General features: G+C 70.9%; 13 protein-coding genes. 3 read left to right on the forward strand and 10 right to left on the reverse strand.

Features of this window, described 5'->3' with window-relative positions; translation table 11 throughout:
• Window positions 1-2: 2 nt before the first annotated feature.
• Together FJM51_RS06735 and cphA are read right to left on the reverse strand one after the other, a co-directional pair.
• Window positions 3-2177: a cyanophycinase gene (locus FJM51_RS06735; RefSeq protein WP_140453358.1), complete on the reverse strand. Its 2175-nt coding sequence runs from the start codon at window positions 2175-2177 to the stop codon at window positions 3-5.
• 13 nt (window positions 2178-2190) lie between these two features.
• The gene (gene cphA, locus FJM51_RS06740) at window positions 2191-4935 is read right to left on the reverse strand and encodes a cyanophycin synthetase (protein ID WP_140453359.1); all 2745 of its coding nucleotides are present in this window, start codon (window positions 4933-4935) and stop codon (window positions 2191-2193) included.
• Window positions 4936-5030: 95 nt separating this feature from the next.
• Between cphA and FJM51_RS06745 the strand changes: the two genes are divergently transcribed.
• Window positions 5031-6191 carry a succinylglutamate desuccinylase/aspartoacylase family protein gene (locus tag FJM51_RS06745; protein WP_140453360.1) on the forward strand — a complete coding sequence of 387 codons (1161 nt, stop codon included), beginning with the start codon at window positions 5031-5033 and terminating at the stop codon, window positions 6189-6191.
• A 134-nt stretch (window positions 6192-6325) separates the two neighbouring features.
• Here the strand turns inward: FJM51_RS06745 and FJM51_RS06750 are convergent, their stop codons facing one another.
• Window positions 6326-6754, reverse strand: a complete 429-nt coding sequence (locus tag FJM51_RS06750; protein ID WP_140453361.1) for an Lrp/AsnC family transcriptional regulator — start codon at window positions 6752-6754, stop codon at window positions 6326-6328.
• Between the two features lie 135 nt (window positions 6755-6889).
• Here FJM51_RS06750 and rocF point away from each other — a divergent pair, with 135 nt between their 5' ends.
• Both rocF and rocD read left to right on the forward strand, forming a co-directional pair.
• The gene (gene rocF / locus FJM51_RS06755; protein ID WP_233713005.1) at window positions 6890-7918 is read left to right on the forward strand and encodes an arginase; all 1029 of its coding nucleotides are present in this window, start codon (window positions 6890-6892) and stop codon (window positions 7916-7918) included.
• A gap of 35 nt (window positions 7919-7953) precedes the next feature.
• The gene (gene rocD, locus FJM51_RS06760) at window positions 7954-9153 is read left to right on the forward strand and encodes an ornithine--oxo-acid transaminase (RefSeq protein WP_140453362.1); all 1200 of its coding nucleotides are present in this window, start codon (window positions 7954-7956) and stop codon (window positions 9151-9153) included.
• A gap of 25 nt (window positions 9154-9178) precedes the next feature.
• Here rocD and FJM51_RS06765 read toward each other — a convergent pair whose 3' ends face one another.
• The 7 genes from FJM51_RS06765 to FJM51_RS06795 form a co-directional block, all read right to left on the reverse strand.
• Window positions 9179-9964 (reverse strand): amino acid ABC transporter ATP-binding protein, encoded by a 786-nt coding sequence (locus FJM51_RS06765; protein WP_140453363.1) that lies wholly within the window; start codon window positions 9962-9964, stop codon window positions 9179-9181.
• Window positions 9965-9972: 8 nt separating this feature from the next.
• Window positions 9973-10638, reverse strand: a complete 666-nt coding sequence (locus FJM51_RS06770) for an amino acid ABC transporter permease (RefSeq protein WP_140453364.1) — start codon at window positions 10636-10638, stop codon at window positions 9973-9975.
• Window positions 10635-11276 (reverse strand): amino acid ABC transporter permease, encoded by a 642-nt coding sequence (locus tag FJM51_RS06775; protein WP_140453365.1) that lies wholly within the window; start codon window positions 11274-11276, stop codon window positions 10635-10637. The genes FJM51_RS06770 and FJM51_RS06775 overlap by 4 nt, the downstream gene beginning before the upstream one ends.
• Before the next feature lie 15 nt (window positions 11277-11291).
• Complete coding sequence (locus FJM51_RS06780) at window positions 11292-12110, reverse strand: transporter substrate-binding domain-containing protein (protein WP_140453366.1); 819 nt, start codon at window positions 12108-12110, stop codon at window positions 11292-11294.
• A gap of 155 nt (window positions 12111-12265) precedes the next feature.
• The gene (mprF, locus tag FJM51_RS06785; protein WP_140453367.1) at window positions 12266-15028 is read right to left on the reverse strand and encodes a bifunctional lysylphosphatidylglycerol flippase/synthetase MprF; all 2763 of its coding nucleotides are present in this window, start codon (window positions 15026-15028) and stop codon (window positions 12266-12268) included.
• A gap of 99 nt (window positions 15029-15127) precedes the next feature.
• Window positions 15128-15652, reverse strand: coding sequence for a Dps family protein (locus tag FJM51_RS06790; protein ID WP_140453368.1), 525 nt, complete (start codon window positions 15650-15652; stop codon window positions 15128-15130).
• Between the two features lie 140 nt (window positions 15653-15792).
• Window positions 15793-16488, reverse strand: a complete 696-nt coding sequence (locus tag FJM51_RS06795) for a DUF1045 domain-containing protein (RefSeq protein WP_140453369.1) — start codon at window positions 16486-16488, stop codon at window positions 15793-15795.
• Window positions 16489-16504: the final 16 nt, after the last annotated feature.

Raw genomic sequence — 16504 nt, forward strand, 5'->3', positions numbered from 1 at the left:
TCTCAGGCGTCGTATTCGTCGCGCGGCGATTCGAGATCGAGCACGGCGCTGAGCGTGCCGCGCGAATGCAGACGCACCCGCGCCCCGCGCGCGCCGCGCGAATCGACGTCGCGCGCCAGATTCGCGGCCAGCCGTTCGAGCAGGGTCGGAGAGGCGGCGCAGGGGATCGCCCGGATCACCTCGCCGGTCGCGAGATCCGCGACATCGCCGGGGCCGACCACGGTCAGCCGGATGTCCTTCGCGACGAAACTGTCGCTCTGGAGCTCCAGCGCCGAGGCGGCGGTGTCGACGAGGACGAAACCATGCCGCCCCCGCGCCTCGAGCCGCGCGCCGTTCGCGGTGGCCACCACCGCGCTTTCCTCGCAGACGCCGATCCCGAAACGCTCGTTCTCCTCGGCGCAGGCGACGACGAGGCGGCCGAGCCGGCCCGAGGAGATGAGGTTCTGGTCGACGATTCCGGCGCCGAGAAAGCCGATCCCCTCCTGGATCACCAACCCGGGATGGCCGAGATCGGAGGTCACGCCGTAGCGCAGCGCCTCCTCCGAACTGCCGCCCGCGATCATCACCGAGGAAAGCGCCGCCGCCGCCCCGCTCGGCGCGATCAGCGCCGCGCCCCGCGCATGGGCGCGCGCGATGGCCCTCAGCACGCCGCTTTCCTCGCCCCGGTGCAGCATGGTCTCGACCAGCCGGATCTGGTTGCCGCCGCAAAGGAGCACCGCGTCGAGTTCCGCGATCCGGTTCAGCTGGTCGGGATCCGCGGACACATACTCGACCGTGTCGATCGTCACCCCGAGATCGATCCCGCGCAGCCCGGCCCGCTCCAGCGCGCGCAGATGGTCGGCCGCGGTCCGCGCCGGCTCGGCCGAGGCGGCGGCGATCACGCCGATCTCCCCGTTCCCGACCAGATCGCGCACCGCGCGCAGCAGGTCCCCGCCCCCCTCCCCGAGCGGCGAGGAACCGAGAAGGATGAGCGGCGCCCCCGGATTGACCGATTCCGCGCTCCAGCCGCGGCGGCCGGCGCGATCGGCGGCCCGCGCCTCGCTCAGATGCTCGCGGACCAGTTCCGCGCGGAAGTTCAGCGCCGTCATCCTGAGCCCGGTCTCGGGCGTCGCGATCAGGCCGCGCGAGAGCCGCGGCGGCTTTTCGAGCGTCACCGCCGCGTTGATCCCGGTCCTGACGTCGAGCGCCTCGCCCCGGTCCTCGGTGTAATGCGCCGGATCGCCGAGCACGAGCCGCGCCATCAGGTCGTAGAGCGCGTAGGCGCCGAAGACGTTGCGGCGCGAATTGGCCGGCGCGCGATAGGCGAGTTCGCGTTTGCGCACCCGCCGCTTCGCCGCGCCCGGATGGCCACGCAGCTTGCGCAGATCGATCCAGTCGCCGTCGTCGACATAGGAGAGCCGGAATTCCTGCACCGCCCGGCCTTCCGCGTCGGTCTTGCGCCGCCGCAGATCGACGAGCATCACGCCGTATTCGCCGCGGACCCGCGCGACATCGCCCTCGACGAGGAGCGCGGTGTTCTCGTCGATGCCGAAGCCCCAGCGCGCGCCCGCCGACTGCATCCCGACGATGAGCCGGCCGAGGCGGCCGCGCTTGATGAAATGCTGGTCGACCATGCCGAAGCCGAAGAAGCCGAGGCCGGTTCCCATCAGGAGCCCCGGCGCCTCCGGGTCGGAGGTGAGCCCGTGCACCACCGATTCGAGCGAGGTGCCGCCGAGGATCATCGGCCCCGACATCATCGCCGCGCCCGCGCTCGATCCCGCGACGAGCCCCCCGCGTCCATGCGCCGCGCGGATCGCCGCCAGCACCGGCGTCTCGGCCCCGTCGCGCAGGAGCGCGTCCACGATCTTCGCCTGATCGCCGCCGGTGAAATAGACGCTGCCGAAGGCGGCGATCTTCTCGATGATTCCCGGGTCGAAGGCGGCGCGCGCCGCGTTGCCCTCGTGCAGGTCGCAGACCTCGACCTCGAATCCGTGGCTCAGGAAGGCGTTCCGCGTCTCCGCGCCCACCTCCGCCGGCTCGCCGGAGGCGGTCGGAAAGACCAGGATCCGCCCGCCCGACAGGCGGTGCATCTCGCCGTAGACGGCGACATTGTCGTCCTCCAGCCGTCCGCCGATGACGGCGAGGCGCTTGCCGCCGGCGGCCGCGGCCCGCTCGGCCAGCACGGACCAAGGGGCCATGCGTTTTTTCCGATCAGTCAAGGGGGGCGATACGCACACCGCGCTCGTCGCTCACGATGCGATACCCTTCCGGTACATCGAAACCGGAGGCGGCGACCAGAGTCTCCGGCGCCACCGGCTCGGGTTTTTCCACCGGGTTGAAGTAGATGATGCGCTTCCAGGACCGCGTGATCCCCTCGCAGAAGATGAGCACCAGATCCTGCGGCCGCGCCATGTGGAGGGCGGTGTCGATCGAGTCCTCTTCCCGCGGCACGACCTCGATCCGCTCCGGATCGACGCCCTGCTCGATCAGGCGGGCCTTGATCATTTCCGGCACCTCATCGGCCGTCCGGCCCCGCGGATCGTCGTCGGAATGGCAGATGTAGTGATCGAAATGGCCTGCGATCTTGTCGGCGATCGCGCGCACGTCCTCGTCGCGCCGGTCGCCCGGGCAGGTCGCGCAGATGATGCGCTTGCCGAGCGGCTGGAGCCGTTCCACCAGATCCACCATCGCGCCCACCGCCGCCTCGTTGTGGCCGTAGTCGAGGATCACGCGGAAGCCGTGCTCGTCATAGACGTTCATCCGGCCCGGGCTCTGGTAGAAGGTGTTGTCGAAGGTCCTGAGCCCGTTGCGGATCTGGTCCAGCGTCAGCCCCAGCGCATGCGCCATGGCGGCGGCGAACATCGCGTTCTCGACGTTGTGCAGCGCCTTGCCCTCGAGCGTCGCCGGGATGAGATGCGTCCAGATCAGCGGAACCTGCGCGCCATTCAGGTAGATCACGATCTGATCGCCGTTCAGCCCCTGCTCCAGTACGACGGCGGGCTGGCCGAGCCGGATATGCTCGCGCACGAGCGGGTGATCCGGGCGGCGCGTGACGTAGCAGATCTCGCGCGCCTCGGTGAAGGCGGCCATCTTCAGCGTCTGCTCGTCGTCGGCGTTCAGCACCGCGCAGTCCTTGGCGACCTCGACGACCAGCCGCTTGACCGTGGCCAGTTCCTCGAGCGTGTCGACCCCGCCGAGCCCGAGATGGTCCGAGGTCACGTTCAGCACCGCGCCGACGTCGCAGTAGCGGTAGCCGAGCCCCGCGCGCACGATCCCGCCCCGCGCCGTCTCGAGCACAGCCATGTCGACCGACGGGTCGCGCAGGACCATCGAGGCCGCGACCGGCCCGGTCATGTCGCCGCGCACCGTGACGTTGCCGTCGATATAGACCGCGTCGGTTGAGGTCTGGCCGACGACATGCCCGGCCATCTTCAGCACATGGGCGAGCATGCGCGCCGTCGTCGTCTTGCCGTTGGTGCCGGTCAGCGCCGCGATCGGGATCCGGCTCGGCGTGCCGGCCGGGAACAGCATCTCCATCACCTTGCCGCCGACGTCGCGGCTCTTGCCCTCGGAAGGCGCGATATGCATCCGCATGCCGGGCCCCGCGTTGATCTCGCAGATCGCGCCGCCGGTCTCGCGGAAGCTCCGGGTGATGTCGGAGGTGAGGAAATCGACGCCGCCGATATCGAGGCCCACGCCCCGGATCGCGCGTTCCGCCATCAGCTTGTTGTCGGGATGGATCACGTCGGTCACGTCGATCGCGGTGCCGCCGGTCGAGATGTTCGCGGTCTTGCGAAGATAGACCACCTCTCCGTCCGCTGGCACCGTCTCGTGCGTGTAGCCCTTTTCCCGCAGCAGCGCGTCGGCGGCCTCGTCGAGTTCGAGGCGCGTCAGCATGTTCTCGTGCCCGACGCCCCGGCGCGGATCCTGGTTCACCACGTCGACCAGCGCGGCGATCGTGCTCTTCCCGTCGCCGACGACATGGCCCGGCATCCGGCGCGCGGCGGCGACGAGCTCGCCGTTCACCACGAAGAGCCGGTGGTCGTCTCCGAGGATCATGCTCTCGACCACGACGCCGCCCGAGCCTTCCTCCGCCGCCCGCTCGTAGGCGGCGGCGACCTCCTCGTCGGCTGTGAGATTGACCGCGACGCCGCGGCCGTGATTGCCGTCGACCGGCTTCACCACCACCGGGTAGCCGATGTCCTTCGCCGCGTCGATCGCGTCCTCGGCGTCGCGCACGAAGACCTGGCGCGGAACCGGCAGGCCGAGATCGTGGAGGAGCTTCGTGCAGAGTTCCTTGTCGGAGGCGATCTCGACGGCGATATGCGAGGTCTGGCTCGACAGCGCCGCCTCGATCCGCTTCGCGTATTTTCCCTGGCCGACCTGGATCATGCTGGCCTCGTTGAGCCGCGTCCAGGGAATGTCGCGCGCCTCCGCCGCGTGAACCAGCGCGAGCGCGGAAGGACCAAGCGCGCGGCGGCCGGCGAAGGAGTCGAAATCCTCGATCTCCTCGGCGATGGCAGCGGCGTCCGCGCCCTCCTCCGGAGCGATCAGGTCGAGGATGATCTCCCGCGCGACCTCGCCGGCCTCGAGCCCGACCTCGCGCGATTCGTAGCCGTAGAGCACCTCGACGCAATCGGCCTCGGCCGAGGGCCGGGTGAAGGCCCCGTCGGAGGGGGCGCCGGCCCGGATCTGGAGCGCGAGCGCCACATGGGCGAGCAACTCGCCGAGGTGGCAGTCCGGCGCCTCGCGCAGCCTCGGCAGCAGGGGCGCGCCGGTCTCGGTCAGCGCATGCGAGAGCGTCGGCAATTCGCGCAGCAGCGGCGGCAGGAGAGCCTCGGCGTAATCCCGCACCGGTATCCCGGCGCGCCGATGCAGATCGAGCGTGAGCCGGATCATCGGCTGCCGGGAATAGACGTTCGGGCCGACGTAGACCGAGGACGAGACGATTTCCATGACCGCTCCTGTTAACCGGACACTCTCAGTGGTAATCCGGGGCGCGGCTCCCGAAAAGCACCAATCGAGGGGCGCGAGAGCCGGAGGGAAACGCGATGACGGGCGAGGCGACGAGCGAGCCGGGGCGAGGGGGACGGCGCGAGGTGATCGCGCTGCCTCCGGTCGCACCCGGAACGAGACGGGAGCTGACGGTGCTCCGGTTCGGGACGCCGGGCGCGCGGCCGAAGGCCTATCTGCAGGCGGGTCTGCACGCGGACGAACTGCCCGGGATGCTGATCCTCTCGATCCTCGCCGACCTCCTGGCCGGCGCGGAGGCGCGCGGCGAGATCCGGGGCGAGATCGTGCTCGTGCCGGTCGCGAATCCGATCGGCCTCGCGCAGCACCGCGCGGGCTTCCTGCTCGGCCGCTACGACAACAGTTCGACCGGCAACTACAACCGCGACTACCTCGACCTCGCCCGGATGATCGAGCCCCGCCTCGCCGGTCGCCTCGGGGCCGACGCGGCGGCGAATGTCGCGATCATCCGCGCCGCGATGGCCGAGGCGCTGGCCGGGGAGGAGCCGCTGACCGAGGTCGCGGCGCTCCGCCACGCGCTGCTCACCCTGTCGCACGACGCGGATTTCATGCTCGACCTGCACGCGGACAACGCGGCGGAGGTGCATCTCTACACCGGCACGCCGCTCTGGCCCGACGCCGCCGATCTCGCGGCCGGGATCGGCGCGCGCGCCGTGCTGCTCGCCGAGCTTTCCGGCGGCAACCCGTTCGACGAGGCGGTTGGCGGCCCCTGGTGGAGCCTCGCCCGCGCCTATCCCGACGCGGCGATCCCGCCCGCCTGCCTGTCCGCGACGCTCGAGATGCGCTCGAACGACGCGGTGGACGGCGACCTTGCCCAAGGCGACGCGCTGGCGCTCCTGGACTTCCTGAGGCGCCGGGGACTGGTTTCGGGCGCGGCCGCCGAGTTGCCCCGGTCGCTCTGCGACGCCACCCCGCTCGAGGCGATGCAGCAGGTGACCGCCACGGCCGCGGGCATCGTGGTCTACAAGGCCGCGCTCGGCGCCATGGTGGCGGACGGCGACCTGATCGCCGAGATCGTCGACCCGCTCGGCCTGACCCCGCCCGCGGAGATCCGCGCGCGCACCGCCGGCGTCCTCTTCGCGCGGCATTCGCAGCCCTATGCCTGGAGCGGCAAGATCATCGCCAAGATCGCCGGCGCCGAGCCGCTGCCCGAGCGGACGGGAAAGCTCCTGCCCGGCTGACGGGGGCGCGACACGGGGCGGCGGATCGGAATCTGACGTGCGAGGCGGGAAGGGGCGGACAAATGTCCGCCCTACGGCGGGATGGCGGACAAATGTCCGCCCTACGGTGGGGCGGACCTCGGTCCGCCGGCCCTCTACCCCAATTCCGCGAGCAATATGCTCGTCTCCGAATTCGCCACCGCCGGCATCGCACGGATCGCGGTCAGCGCCGCGTCGAGCGCGGCGAGATCGGGCGTGACCAGTTCCGCGATCATGTCCCAGCGGCCGTTGGTCGAATGCACCCGGCCCACCTCGGGCATCCGCCGCAGTTGCGCCACCACGCGCCGCGCCTCGGCGGCGCGCAGTTCGATCGCCATGATGGCGCGCACACCCCCGCCACCTTCGTCGCCGCGCACCCGCGCGGTGAAGCCGAGGAGCACGCCCCGGCGCAGCAGCCGGTCGATCCGGTTCTGCGCCGTGCCCCGCGAGACGCCGAGATGGCGCGCCAGCGTCGCCGTCGGCATCCGCCCGTCCGCCCGCAGCAGCCCGATCAGCCGTGCATCGAGGTCATCCAGCCCGCTCATCTGACGATCCGCGCATGAAATCTGACGATACGTCAGCAGATAGGACGGAATGCTCCACTTTGCCAGCTTTTCGCTAGCGCGCGGCCGCCATAGAAAAAGGCAGACCTCCGCCCGTGCACAAAAAGGGAGCGCGCATTGTACGACAGGCCGTGTCCGGAAGAATACCTCGCCTCGCATACCCGTCAGGACATCCTGATGCTCGGGATCGGGCTCGAACTCGGCGCTTCGACACGCGGCGCGCTGATGGGGCCGGACGCGCTGCGCACCGCCGGGATCGCGCCGATGCTCGCCAATCTCGGCCACCGCTTCGCCGATCGCGGCACGCTGCGCGAGGCCGAGCCGGTCCGGGTCGACATGGCCCCCGAATGGGCGGCGCGCTGCAATCACCTCGCGGAGATCGGCGGATGGACACGCGCGATCCATGACCGCGCCCATGCGATGAGCAAGGGCGCTGGCGGTCCCGGCGCGCCGGTGCCGCTCTTCGTCGGCGGCGACCATGCGATCTCGATGGGCACGATCTCGGGCGTCGCCCGCGCCTGCGCCGAGGCGGGGCGCGAGATCGCCGTGCTCTGGGTCGACGCCCATCCCGACTACAACACGCCCGAGACGACGCCCTCGGGCAACATGCACGGCATGTCGCTCGCCTTCCTCGCCGGCGACCCGATCCTCGCGCCGCTGCTCGACGGGAGCCGTCCGCTCGCGCCGGTCGCGCGCGAGAACATCCATGTCATCGGCGCGCGTTCGATCGACCCGGGCGAGCGGGCGCGGCTGCGCGCGCACGGGATCGACTGCGTCGACATGCGCCACATCGACGAGCGCGGCGTCTGCGCGCTGATGGAGGAGCGAATCGCGCGCTGGAAGGAACGCGGCGTCCACCTGCACCTCAGCCTCGACCTCGACAGCCTCGATCCCTCCGTCGCGCCGGGCACCGGCACCCAGGTTCCGGGCGGCGCGACCTACCGCGAGGCGCATCTCATCATGGAGATGCTGTCGGACAGCGGCCTCGTCGGTTCGATGGATCTGGTCGAACTCAACCCTTTCCTCGACGAGCGCGGGCGCAGCGCCGTGGTCGCGGTCGAACTGATCGCGAGCGTCTTCGGGCGCACCGTGCTCGACCGCCTGCCTGACGCGCGGCGCTTCGCCGACCTCCCCGCCCGCGCATGACCGGGCGCCCGAAGATGAGCCAAGGAGAAAAAGAAATGCTCGACGCCGCCGAACTGATCGCCCTCGAACACCGTCTCGGCGCCCACAACTACAAGCCGCTCGACGTGGTCCTCACCCGCGGCCAGGGCGTCTGGGTCGAGGATGTGGCGGGCAACCGCTACCTCGACTGCCTCTCGGCCTATTCCGCCGTGAACCAGGGCCATTGCCATCCGAAGATCCTCGCCGCGATGATCGACCAGGCGAGCCGGCTGACGCTGACCTCCCGCGCCTTCCGCAACGACCAGCTCGGCCACTTCTACGAGGAACTCGCGACGCTGACGAAGAGCCACAAGGTGCTGCCGATGAACTCGGGCGCCGAGGCGGTCGAGACCGCGATCAAGGCGGTGCGCAAATGGGGCTACGAGATCAAGGGCGTGCCCGAGGACCGCGCCGAGATCATCGTCTGCGAGAACAACTTCCACGGCCGCACGCTCGGCATCGTCTCCTTCTCGACCGACCCGGACGCGCGCGGCGGCTTCGGCCCGTTCCTGCCCGGCTTCAAGGTGATCCCCTTCGGGGACGCCGAAGCGCTCGAGGCGGCGATCACCGAGAACACCGTCGCCTTCCTCGTCGAGCCGATCCAGGGCGAGGCCGGCGTCATCATCCCGCCAGCGGGCTATTTCACGCGCGTCCGCGAGCTCTGCTCCGCGAACAACGTCACGCTGATCCTCGACGAGATCCAGACGGGCCTCGGCCGCGCGGGCAAGCTGCTCGCCGAGGAGCACGAGGGGATCGAGGCCGACGTGACGCTGGTCGGCAAGGCACTCGGCGGTGGCTTCTACCCGATCTCGGCGGTGCTCTCGAACTCCGACGTGCTCGGGGTGCTCCAGCCGGGCCAGCACGGCTCGACCTTCGGCGGCAACCCGCTCGCCTGCGCCGTGGCCCGGGCGGCGCTCAGGGTGCTGGTCGAGGAGGGGATGATCGAACGCTCGGCCGAACTCGGGGCCTATTTCAAGCAAGGCCTGGAAGCGATCCGCTCGAACCGCGTGAAGGAGGTGCGCGGCCGGGGCCTGATGCTCGCGGTCGAGCTCCACGAGGAGGCCGGGCCCGCGCGGCCGGTGGTCGAGGCGCTGCGCGAGGCGGGGCTGCTCGCCAAGGAGACGCATGGCCAGACCATCCGCTTCTCGCCGCCGCTCGTCATCGAGCGGGCGGAGGTGGACTGGGCGCTCGAACGGATAGGCGCGGCGCTGCGGTGAGGGCGGCGGGTGCGAGCACCCACCCTCAGAGCAGCGTCGCCGCGCCCCGGTCGAGGTAGGTTTCGAGGAACTGGTCGATCCGGGGCTCGCGCGGCTTGGCGAAGACCTCGCCCGGCGCCCCCTCCACCAGGATCCGCCCGTGGTCGAGGAAGGCGATCTTCGAGCCGACCGAGGCGGCGAAGCCGATCTCGTGCGTGACGACCAGCATCGTCATGCCGCTCTCCGCCAGCCGCCGCATCACGTTCAGTACCTCCCCCGTCAGTTCGGGATCGAGCGAGGCGGTCGGCTCGTCGAAGAGCATGATCCCGGGATCGAGCGCGAGCGCGCGGGCGATCGCGACGCGCTGCTGCTGGCCGCCCGAGAGCTCGCTCGGGTAATGTCCCGCCCGCGCCCCCAGGCCGATCGCGTCGAGTTCCTTGCGCGCGCGCTCCTCCGCGTCGGCCCGGCTCATGCCGCGCACCGTCACCAGCGCCTCGGAGACGTTGCCGACCGCGGTCATGTGCGGCCAGAGGTTGAACTGCTGGAACACCATGCCGATCCGGCTCCGCACCTTGCGGATCTGGCGCGCCGGCAGCTTCACCCGCGCGCCGTTCGGCCCCCGGTCGAAGCCGAGCGGATCGCCGTTGATCGAGATATAGCCGTCGGTCGGCTCCTCTAGCAGCGCGACGCAGCGCAGCAGCGTGGACTTGCCCGAGCCGGAGGGGCCGATCAGACAGGTGACCTTGCCGCGCGGGATGTCGAGGTCGATCCCGTCGAGCACCCGCGTGGTGCCGAAATCCTTGCACAGCCCCTCGATGCGGACGGCGGGCATCGGCGCGCTCATGTCGCGAACCGGTATTTCGAGAGCCGCGCCTCGGCCCGGCGGCCGAGCGCGCCGCAGATCTCGACCAGCGCCCAGTAGAGGAGCGCGAGCACGGTGAAGCTCTCGACGAAGGCGTAATGCTGGGTGCCGATCGCGCTGACGCTCAAGGTCAGTTCCGGCAGCGAGATGATCGAGAGGATCGCCGTCTCCTTCAGGATGAGGATGGTCATGTTCACCATCGAGGGCAGGACGAGCACCGTCATCTCCGGCAGGATGATCCGCCTCAGCGTCTGCCATTCGGTGAAGCCGACGCAGTCGGCGGCCTCGAGGTGCCCCTTCGGGATCGCGTCGAATCCGGCGCGCCAGAGCTCGGAGTAATAGGCCGCGGCGTAGATCGCGAGCGCGAGGATCCCCGCCGGGATGTTCTCGAGCCTCAGCCCGATGAAGGGCCCGCCATAGTAGAGCAGGAACACCTGCACCAGGAAGGGCGTGCCCCGGATCACCTCGACGATGCCGCGCAGCAGCCAGCCGAGCGGCGCCGGGCCGTAGCGCCGGCCGACCGCGACGGCGAAGCCGACCGCGAGGCCGAGGGCCGAGCCGATCACCCAGAGCATCAGCGTGACGCCGAGCCCCTCGAGAATCCGCGGCAGATAGGAGAGGATGAGGCCGAGGTCGAAGCTCATATCCGCCCCCATCTCAGCCGCGCCTCGAGCCCGGTGCCGAGCAGGGCGACGACGATGTTGATGACGAGATAGATGAGCCCGGCGGCGGCGTAGAGTTCGAGCGGGCGGTAGGTGCTCGCCGCGAGATCCTGCGCCATGCGCGTGAGCTCGATCACGCCCACGACCGAGACGAGGGACGAGCTCTTCAGCATCATGATCGCCTCGGAGACGAGCGCGGGCAGCGTGAGCTTGAAGGCGATCGGAAGCCGGATCCTCCGGAAGGTCTGGGCCGCCGACATGCCGGTCATCTCCGCCGCCTCGAGAAGCCCGCTCGGCACCGCGCCGAGGCCGCCGCGCATGATCTCGGCCTGATAGGCGGCGGTGCAGAGCGCCATGCCGGTGATCGCCGCCACCTCGCTCGGCACGTCGAGCCCGATCGAGGGCAGCAGGTAGTAGATGAGCAGCAGCTGCACGAGGAGCGGCGTACCCCGGAAGAAGCTCACGAAGAGCCGCCCCGCCCCGCGCGCGACCCGGTTGTGCGAGAGCATGCCGGCGCAGACGAGGCAGGCGATCAGGAAGCCGATGGCGATCGCGCCCGCGGAGAGCAGCACGGTGAGCCGCGCCGCCTCCACCAGCAGCCAGAAGAGCTTCCAGGACATCGGCCGCTCAGCGGATCAGAACGCCGCCTCGGTCACCTGGTCGGGCGTGTCGAAGGTCACGCCGAACCACTTCTTCTGCATCTCGCCGAGCCGGCCATCGGCTTTCATCTTCAGGATCGCCGCGTCGATCGCGTCCATCAGGGTCTTGTATTCGGGATCCTTGCGGCCCGGGAAACCGAAATAGGTCTTCACGCCGAAGGGCGGCTCGACCAGGGCGAAGGTCTCCGGGCGCTGCTGCGCGACATAGGCGATGTTGGGGTAGGAATTCGCGACCGCGACGATCCGGCCGGCGGCGAGATCGGCGTAGGCCTCGTTGAAGCTCACGTATTCCTTGATCTCGGAGGGCGGCGAGGGCAGCGTCGCCGCGTATTCCTGGAGCTGGGCGAGCTGGGCCGTCGCCTTGCCGCTCCCGACCGCCATGCCGCTGATCTGGTCGGGCTCCGTTACGCTGTCGTCGCCCGCCTGCTTGAGGAGCGCGACGGTCGCCTCCGCGACCGGGCTGGAGAAGCGGTAGCGCTCCATCCGCGCCTGGGTGATCGTCGCCGGGCCGGCCACCATGTCGAACTTGCCGCTCTCGAGCCCGGGCAGTACGCCGTCCCAGGGCAGCGTCACCCATTCGATCTTCACGCCCAGCTCCTTGCCGATCTCGTCGAAGAGATCGACGTTGAGCCCGACATGCTCGCCCGCGTCGATGAAGTCGAAGGGCGCGAAGGCGGTCTCGGTGCCGACGGTCAGCACGCCCGCCGCCTTCACCTTGTCGAGCACGTCCTCGGCCAGCGCGGCGGTGCCCACGGAGGCGGCGAGCGCGGCGGCGAGAATGGATTTCAGGAACATCGAGGCAACCCCCTGGCTGATGGTCGGGCTAAGTCGGTCGCCGAATGGCCGGCGCTTCGCAACATCTCCGTCGGGTCAGGGGAGCCCGGCGCGGCGCGCTTGTCAATCGGCTGGGCAATCGAACCTTAACCGCCGTCAAATCAGGCAGGCCGCGATCAGGCTCCGCCCCGGCTTCCGGGATCGCGCTTCCCCGCCGGGGGCGAGCCCGCGATCAGCGCGGCGGCGTCGGCGAGCGGCGCGGTGGGCGCGAGGACGGAACGCGCGCAGAGGTAGATCGGCCGCCAGTCCGGGGCGAATTTCTGCCGGAACCGCCGGACGCCGCCGACGTCGTAGTCCCGCTCGCCCCGGCGGTGGATCAGCGCGGCGAAGCGGATCCAGACATCCGCCTCGCGCCCGCCGCCGCGGGCCGAGGCCAGCGGCGCGGGGCCGAGGCTGAATTCGCGATAGCCCTCGAGCGAGAGCCGCCGCATCGTCTCGCTCAGCAGGAAGGCCATCGCGTCGCGCGGGGCGTCGGGGTGATGGCGCATCAGATCGACCGCGGCGCCATCGCGCGAGCGGGTGACGAAGAGGCTCGCGAAGGCCACGATCTCGCCCCGCTGGCGCGCCACGGCGATCGGGAAGCCGCGCAGATAGGCCGGATCGAAGAAGCCGAAGGCGAAGCGCCGCTCCCGCCCGCCCCGCTGCGCGAGCCAGGCGTCCGAGACCCGCCGCAGCGCCGGCCAGAGCCCGGGCGCGTGCGGCGGCCGCAGGATCTCGACCGAGAGCCCGGCGCGCCGGCCCCGCCGCGCGATCCGGCGCAGCTCCCGCCGGGCCGGCCCCTCGAGCGAGAAGCCCGTGAGCGGCACCACCGCCTCGTCGCCCATCCGGTGGAGCGCGAGGCCGAGTTCGACCGACTGTCGGATGAAGCGTTCCGGCGCCCCGAAGAAGATCGGCCGCGCGCCCGCCGCCCGCGCGGCGTCGTGGAACGCCCAGGCGAGGCTGCCCCGCGTCTCCGCCGCGCCGACCGGGGCGCCCAGCGCGATCCAGGAGCCGCCGCGCACGCCGTAGGAGACGACCGCGTCGCCGGTCTCGGAGAACATCAGCATCTTGTCGCCCGTGACCGCGAGCATCTCCGGGGCGCGGCCGTGCGCCTCGATGATCGCGCGGGCGCGTTCGAGCGAATCCGGGTTCGACGCCTGCGACGGCCAGGCCCGCGTCTTCATCGCTGCGAAGAGCAGCGCGAGCATCAGCGCGACGCTGCCGGTCAGCGCGGCGCGGAGCGCGCGCGGCCCGCTCTCCTGCACCGAGAACTGCCACCACATCGCCCCGGTATAGGGCGCGCTGCGGTGGACCGCGTAATAGGTGACCCCGATCGAGAGCAGGATCGCCAGCGTGAACAGGATCCATTGCGGCGAGAGCACGCCCTGGGTCAGCCGCGCGTCGCGGTAGAACTCCCGCCGGCAGGGCAGGATCAGCAGCGCGAGCAGCGCGAGGATCAGCGCCCGGTCGTAATCGGCGCCGTGCAGCAGCGAGGCGCCGATGCCGAGCCCCATCGCGCAGAGCGCCAGCCAGAAGGCGGCGCGGGAGCGGCGGAACATGCCGAGCGCCAGCACGACGAGCGCCGAGCCCAGCACCGAGGTGAGCAGCGCGCCCCCTTCGAGCAGCAGGAGCGGCATCACGTGCTGGACCGCGTCCTCCACCGCGTCGTTGCGCAGCATCGGCCCGCGCAGCAGGCCGGAGAACATCATGAAGAGCCCGGCGGCGAGCACGACCATGCCCATCGCGAGCGGAATGACCGACTGCCCGGCCTGGAGCACCGGCTGGAGCCGGGCCAGCGTCTGGCTCTTGCCGGTCGCGGTCCAGATCTCCGAGAGCGAGAGCAGGACGAGGGCGAGGACGAAGGGCAGGATGTAGTAGATGATCCGGAAGAGCAGCAGCCCCGTCACCGCGTCCGCCACCGGCACCGAGGCGCCGAGGGCCGCGATGATGACGCTCTCGAACACGCCCACCCCGCCCGGCACGTGGCTCGCCACGCCGATCATCACCGCGACCGCGTAGACCGCGATGAAGGTCACGAAGCCGATGTCGCCCGTCGGCAGCAGCACATAGAGCGCGAAGGAGGCGGCGGCGATGTCGACCGAGCAGAACAGGATCTGCCAGGAGACGTCGCTGAGCCGCGGCGCCCGGATCTCGAACCAGCGGAGCCGGAGCGAAGCCTGGCGCAGCGTCAGGACCAGGATGATCCCGACCATCGCGACGAAGGCCGCGACGGAGAGGAGCCGGACTGTCCCGGGCGGCAGCGCGCTGATGCCCGCGATCGCGGTCGGATGGAGCGCCAGCGCGCCGAGGCCGATCACCGTCGCGCCGAGCCCGTAGGCGATCGCGACATAGCCCGAGATCGCCGCCACGTCGTAGCCGTCGAGCCCGAGCGAAGTGTAGATCCGGTAGCGCACCGCGCCGCCGGAAAGGGCCGAGAGGCCGATCGTGTTGCCGAAGGCGTAGCCGAGGAAGCCGCCGAGCGCGACCGAGGGCAGCGGCAGGTGCTTGCCGATGTAGCGCGCGCCCGTCCAGTCGTAGCCGACCAGCGCCGCGTAGCCGATCGCCGTGGCGCCGATCGCCGAGAGATAGATATGCGTCGGGGTGGCGCGGATGCTCCGGAGCACGTCGCGGAAGTCGAGCGGAGCCAGCAGCCGGTGCAGCGCGTAGAGCCCGGCGGCGAAGAGGCAGAGCGTGATCAGGACGGGCGCGTGCTTGCGCAGGAGGTCGAGCGGGCCGCCCCCGCTCGGCTCGTCCGGGCAGGCGCCGGCGAGATCGGCCGCGCCGCCGAGACCCGCGCTCCGGGTCGCGCGGGAATCACCGCCGCGCCCGTCGCCGCGGCGTCCGCCGGCGCGCGCTTCCCTTCCGGGGGGATCCCGCCTCGGCGCGGCTTGGTCTCTCACGGACTTGTCCTTAAGCGCCCTCTGTTCCGGCTCGAATAACCGAACTCGCGTCCGAGAGCCAGCGCGGCGAGCCGCCGCGGACGGCCGGCGGACCCGGGATCAGCCGCGCGGGCGCCCCGCCTCGAACAGGAACCAGACGCGTTCCTCCGTCTCGTCGATCCAGTTCTCGAGCAGGCTCGCGGTGCCGACGTCGCCGTGGTCGTCGCAGGTCACATGCGCCTCGCGCATCGCCGCGGCCAGCGCGAAATTGTCCTCGCGCAGTTCCGCCAGCATGTCCTCGGGCGCGACGAAATCGGCGTCGTTGTCCCGCAGCCGCTGCAGCTTCGAGACTTGGCCGATCGAGCGCAGCGTCGTGCCCCCGAGCTTGCGCACCCGCTCCGCCATCGGATCGGTCATCGCGAAGATCCGCGCCGCCTGCTCGTCGAGAAGCAGGTGGTAGTCGCGGAAATGCGGGCCGCTCATGTGCCAGTGGAAGTTCTTGGTCTTGAGATAGAGCGCGAACACGTCCGCGAGCAGTTCGTTCAGCGCCGCCCCGATGTCGCGCCGCGCCTCCTCGCCGAGGCCGTTCGGGGTGGTCATCGCCGCCTTGCGCGCCGCGGTCCGTTGCTTGGTCTTCGAGGCCATCGCCGGTCCCTCCTCGCCATTGCCATCGCGGAGAGGACGCCGGGCCGGCGCTTTCGTTCCACGCGACGCCCGCCGATCGCGGCGAAGCGATCCGGCTTGACCGGGCCGGCGGGGGCGGGGCAGACCGGCGAGGCGCGCGCTCAGGCCGCGCCGGCCAGGGGGAAGCGCTTCAACAGATGGAAATTCCCGTTCAGATCCTCGCCGAACAGGCAGATGTCCTCGACCCGGCAGGATCTCGCGAGCGCCTCGTCGATCAGCGGGGCGAGCGCGCGCGCGGTCGCCGCCCGCTCCGCCTCGGGCAAGGGGCCGGTCAGCGTGAGATGGAAGCGGAAATCCGAGAGGACGAAGGGATAGCCCCAGGTCTCGAGATGGGCGCGCTGGCTCTCGGTCAGGCGGTCCGGCCGGCGCCGCGCGATCTCCGAGGGCGAGGGCGGGGCGCGGAACGCGTCGAGCCAGGTGACGCAGGCGCGCGCCAGATGGTCGAGTTCCGGCACCGGCCGCGCCGGGACCAGCGCGAGGAAATCGCCCAGCGTTCCGACGGCGAGCGGCAGGTCGAAGGGCGCGAATTCCCGCGCCAGCGCCGTGATCTCGGCGTCGAGCGCGGCGGGCTCCCGCCCCTCGGCCAGCACGAAGGGCGGCTTCAGCGTCCCGTGGAAACCGTACCGGCGCGGCGGCTCCGTCAGGGTCTCGCGCGGGGCGGGCAGGCCCGCCACCTCGAGCCCCTTGCGCGCCCGGCCGGCCTGGGCGTCCCAGCCGAGCCAGTCGGCGCCGAAACGGGCCAGCGCGCTGTTCATCTTCGGGGCGACATAGACCGCCCAGCGCAGGATGTCCCGCATTCGCTCGCTCCTCGGG

It is taken from the genome of Amaricoccus solimangrovi (assembly GCF_006385685.1).
In the GTDB taxonomy this organism is placed as follows: Bacteria; Pseudomonadota; Alphaproteobacteria; order Rhodobacterales; family Rhodobacteraceae; genus Amaricoccus; species Amaricoccus solimangrovi.

Coding starts and splice junctions, on each gene's coding strand:
- FJM51_RS06735 (WP_140453358.1), bottom strand. CDS start 2,177: ATGGCCCCTTGGTCCGTGCTGGCCGAGCGGGCCGCGGCCGCCGGCGGC.
- cphA (WP_140453359.1), bottom strand. CDS start 4,935: ATGGAAATCGTCTCGTCCTCGGTCTACGTCGGCCCGAACGTCTATTCC.
- FJM51_RS06745 (WP_140453360.1), top strand. CDS start 5,031: ATGACGGGCGAGGCGACGAGCGAGCCGGGGCGAGGGGGACGGCGCGAG.
- FJM51_RS06750 (WP_140453361.1), bottom strand. CDS start 6,754: ATGAGCGGGCTGGATGACCTCGATGCACGGCTGATCGGGCTGCTGCGG.
- rocD (WP_140453362.1), top strand. CDS start 7,954: ATGCTCGACGCCGCCGAACTGATCGCCCTCGAACACCGTCTCGGCGCC.
- FJM51_RS06765 (WP_140453363.1), bottom strand. CDS start 9,964: ATGCCCGCCGTCCGCATCGAGGGGCTGTGCAAGGATTTCGGCACCACG.
- FJM51_RS06770 (WP_140453364.1), bottom strand. CDS start 10,638: ATGAGCTTCGACCTCGGCCTCATCCTCTCCTATCTGCCGCGGATTCTC.
- FJM51_RS06775 (WP_140453365.1), bottom strand. CDS start 11,276: ATGTCCTGGAAGCTCTTCTGGCTGCTGGTGGAGGCGGCGCGGCTCACC.
- FJM51_RS06780 (WP_140453366.1), bottom strand. CDS start 12,110: ATGTTCCTGAAATCCATTCTCGCCGCCGCGCTCGCCGCCTCCGTGGGC.
- FJM51_RS06790 (WP_140453368.1), bottom strand. CDS start 15,652: ATGGCCTCGAAGACCAAGCAACGGACCGCGGCGCGCAAGGCGGCGATG.
- FJM51_RS06795 (WP_140453369.1), bottom strand. CDS start 16,488: ATGCGGGACATCCTGCGCTGGGCGGTCTATGTCGCCCCGAAGATGAAC.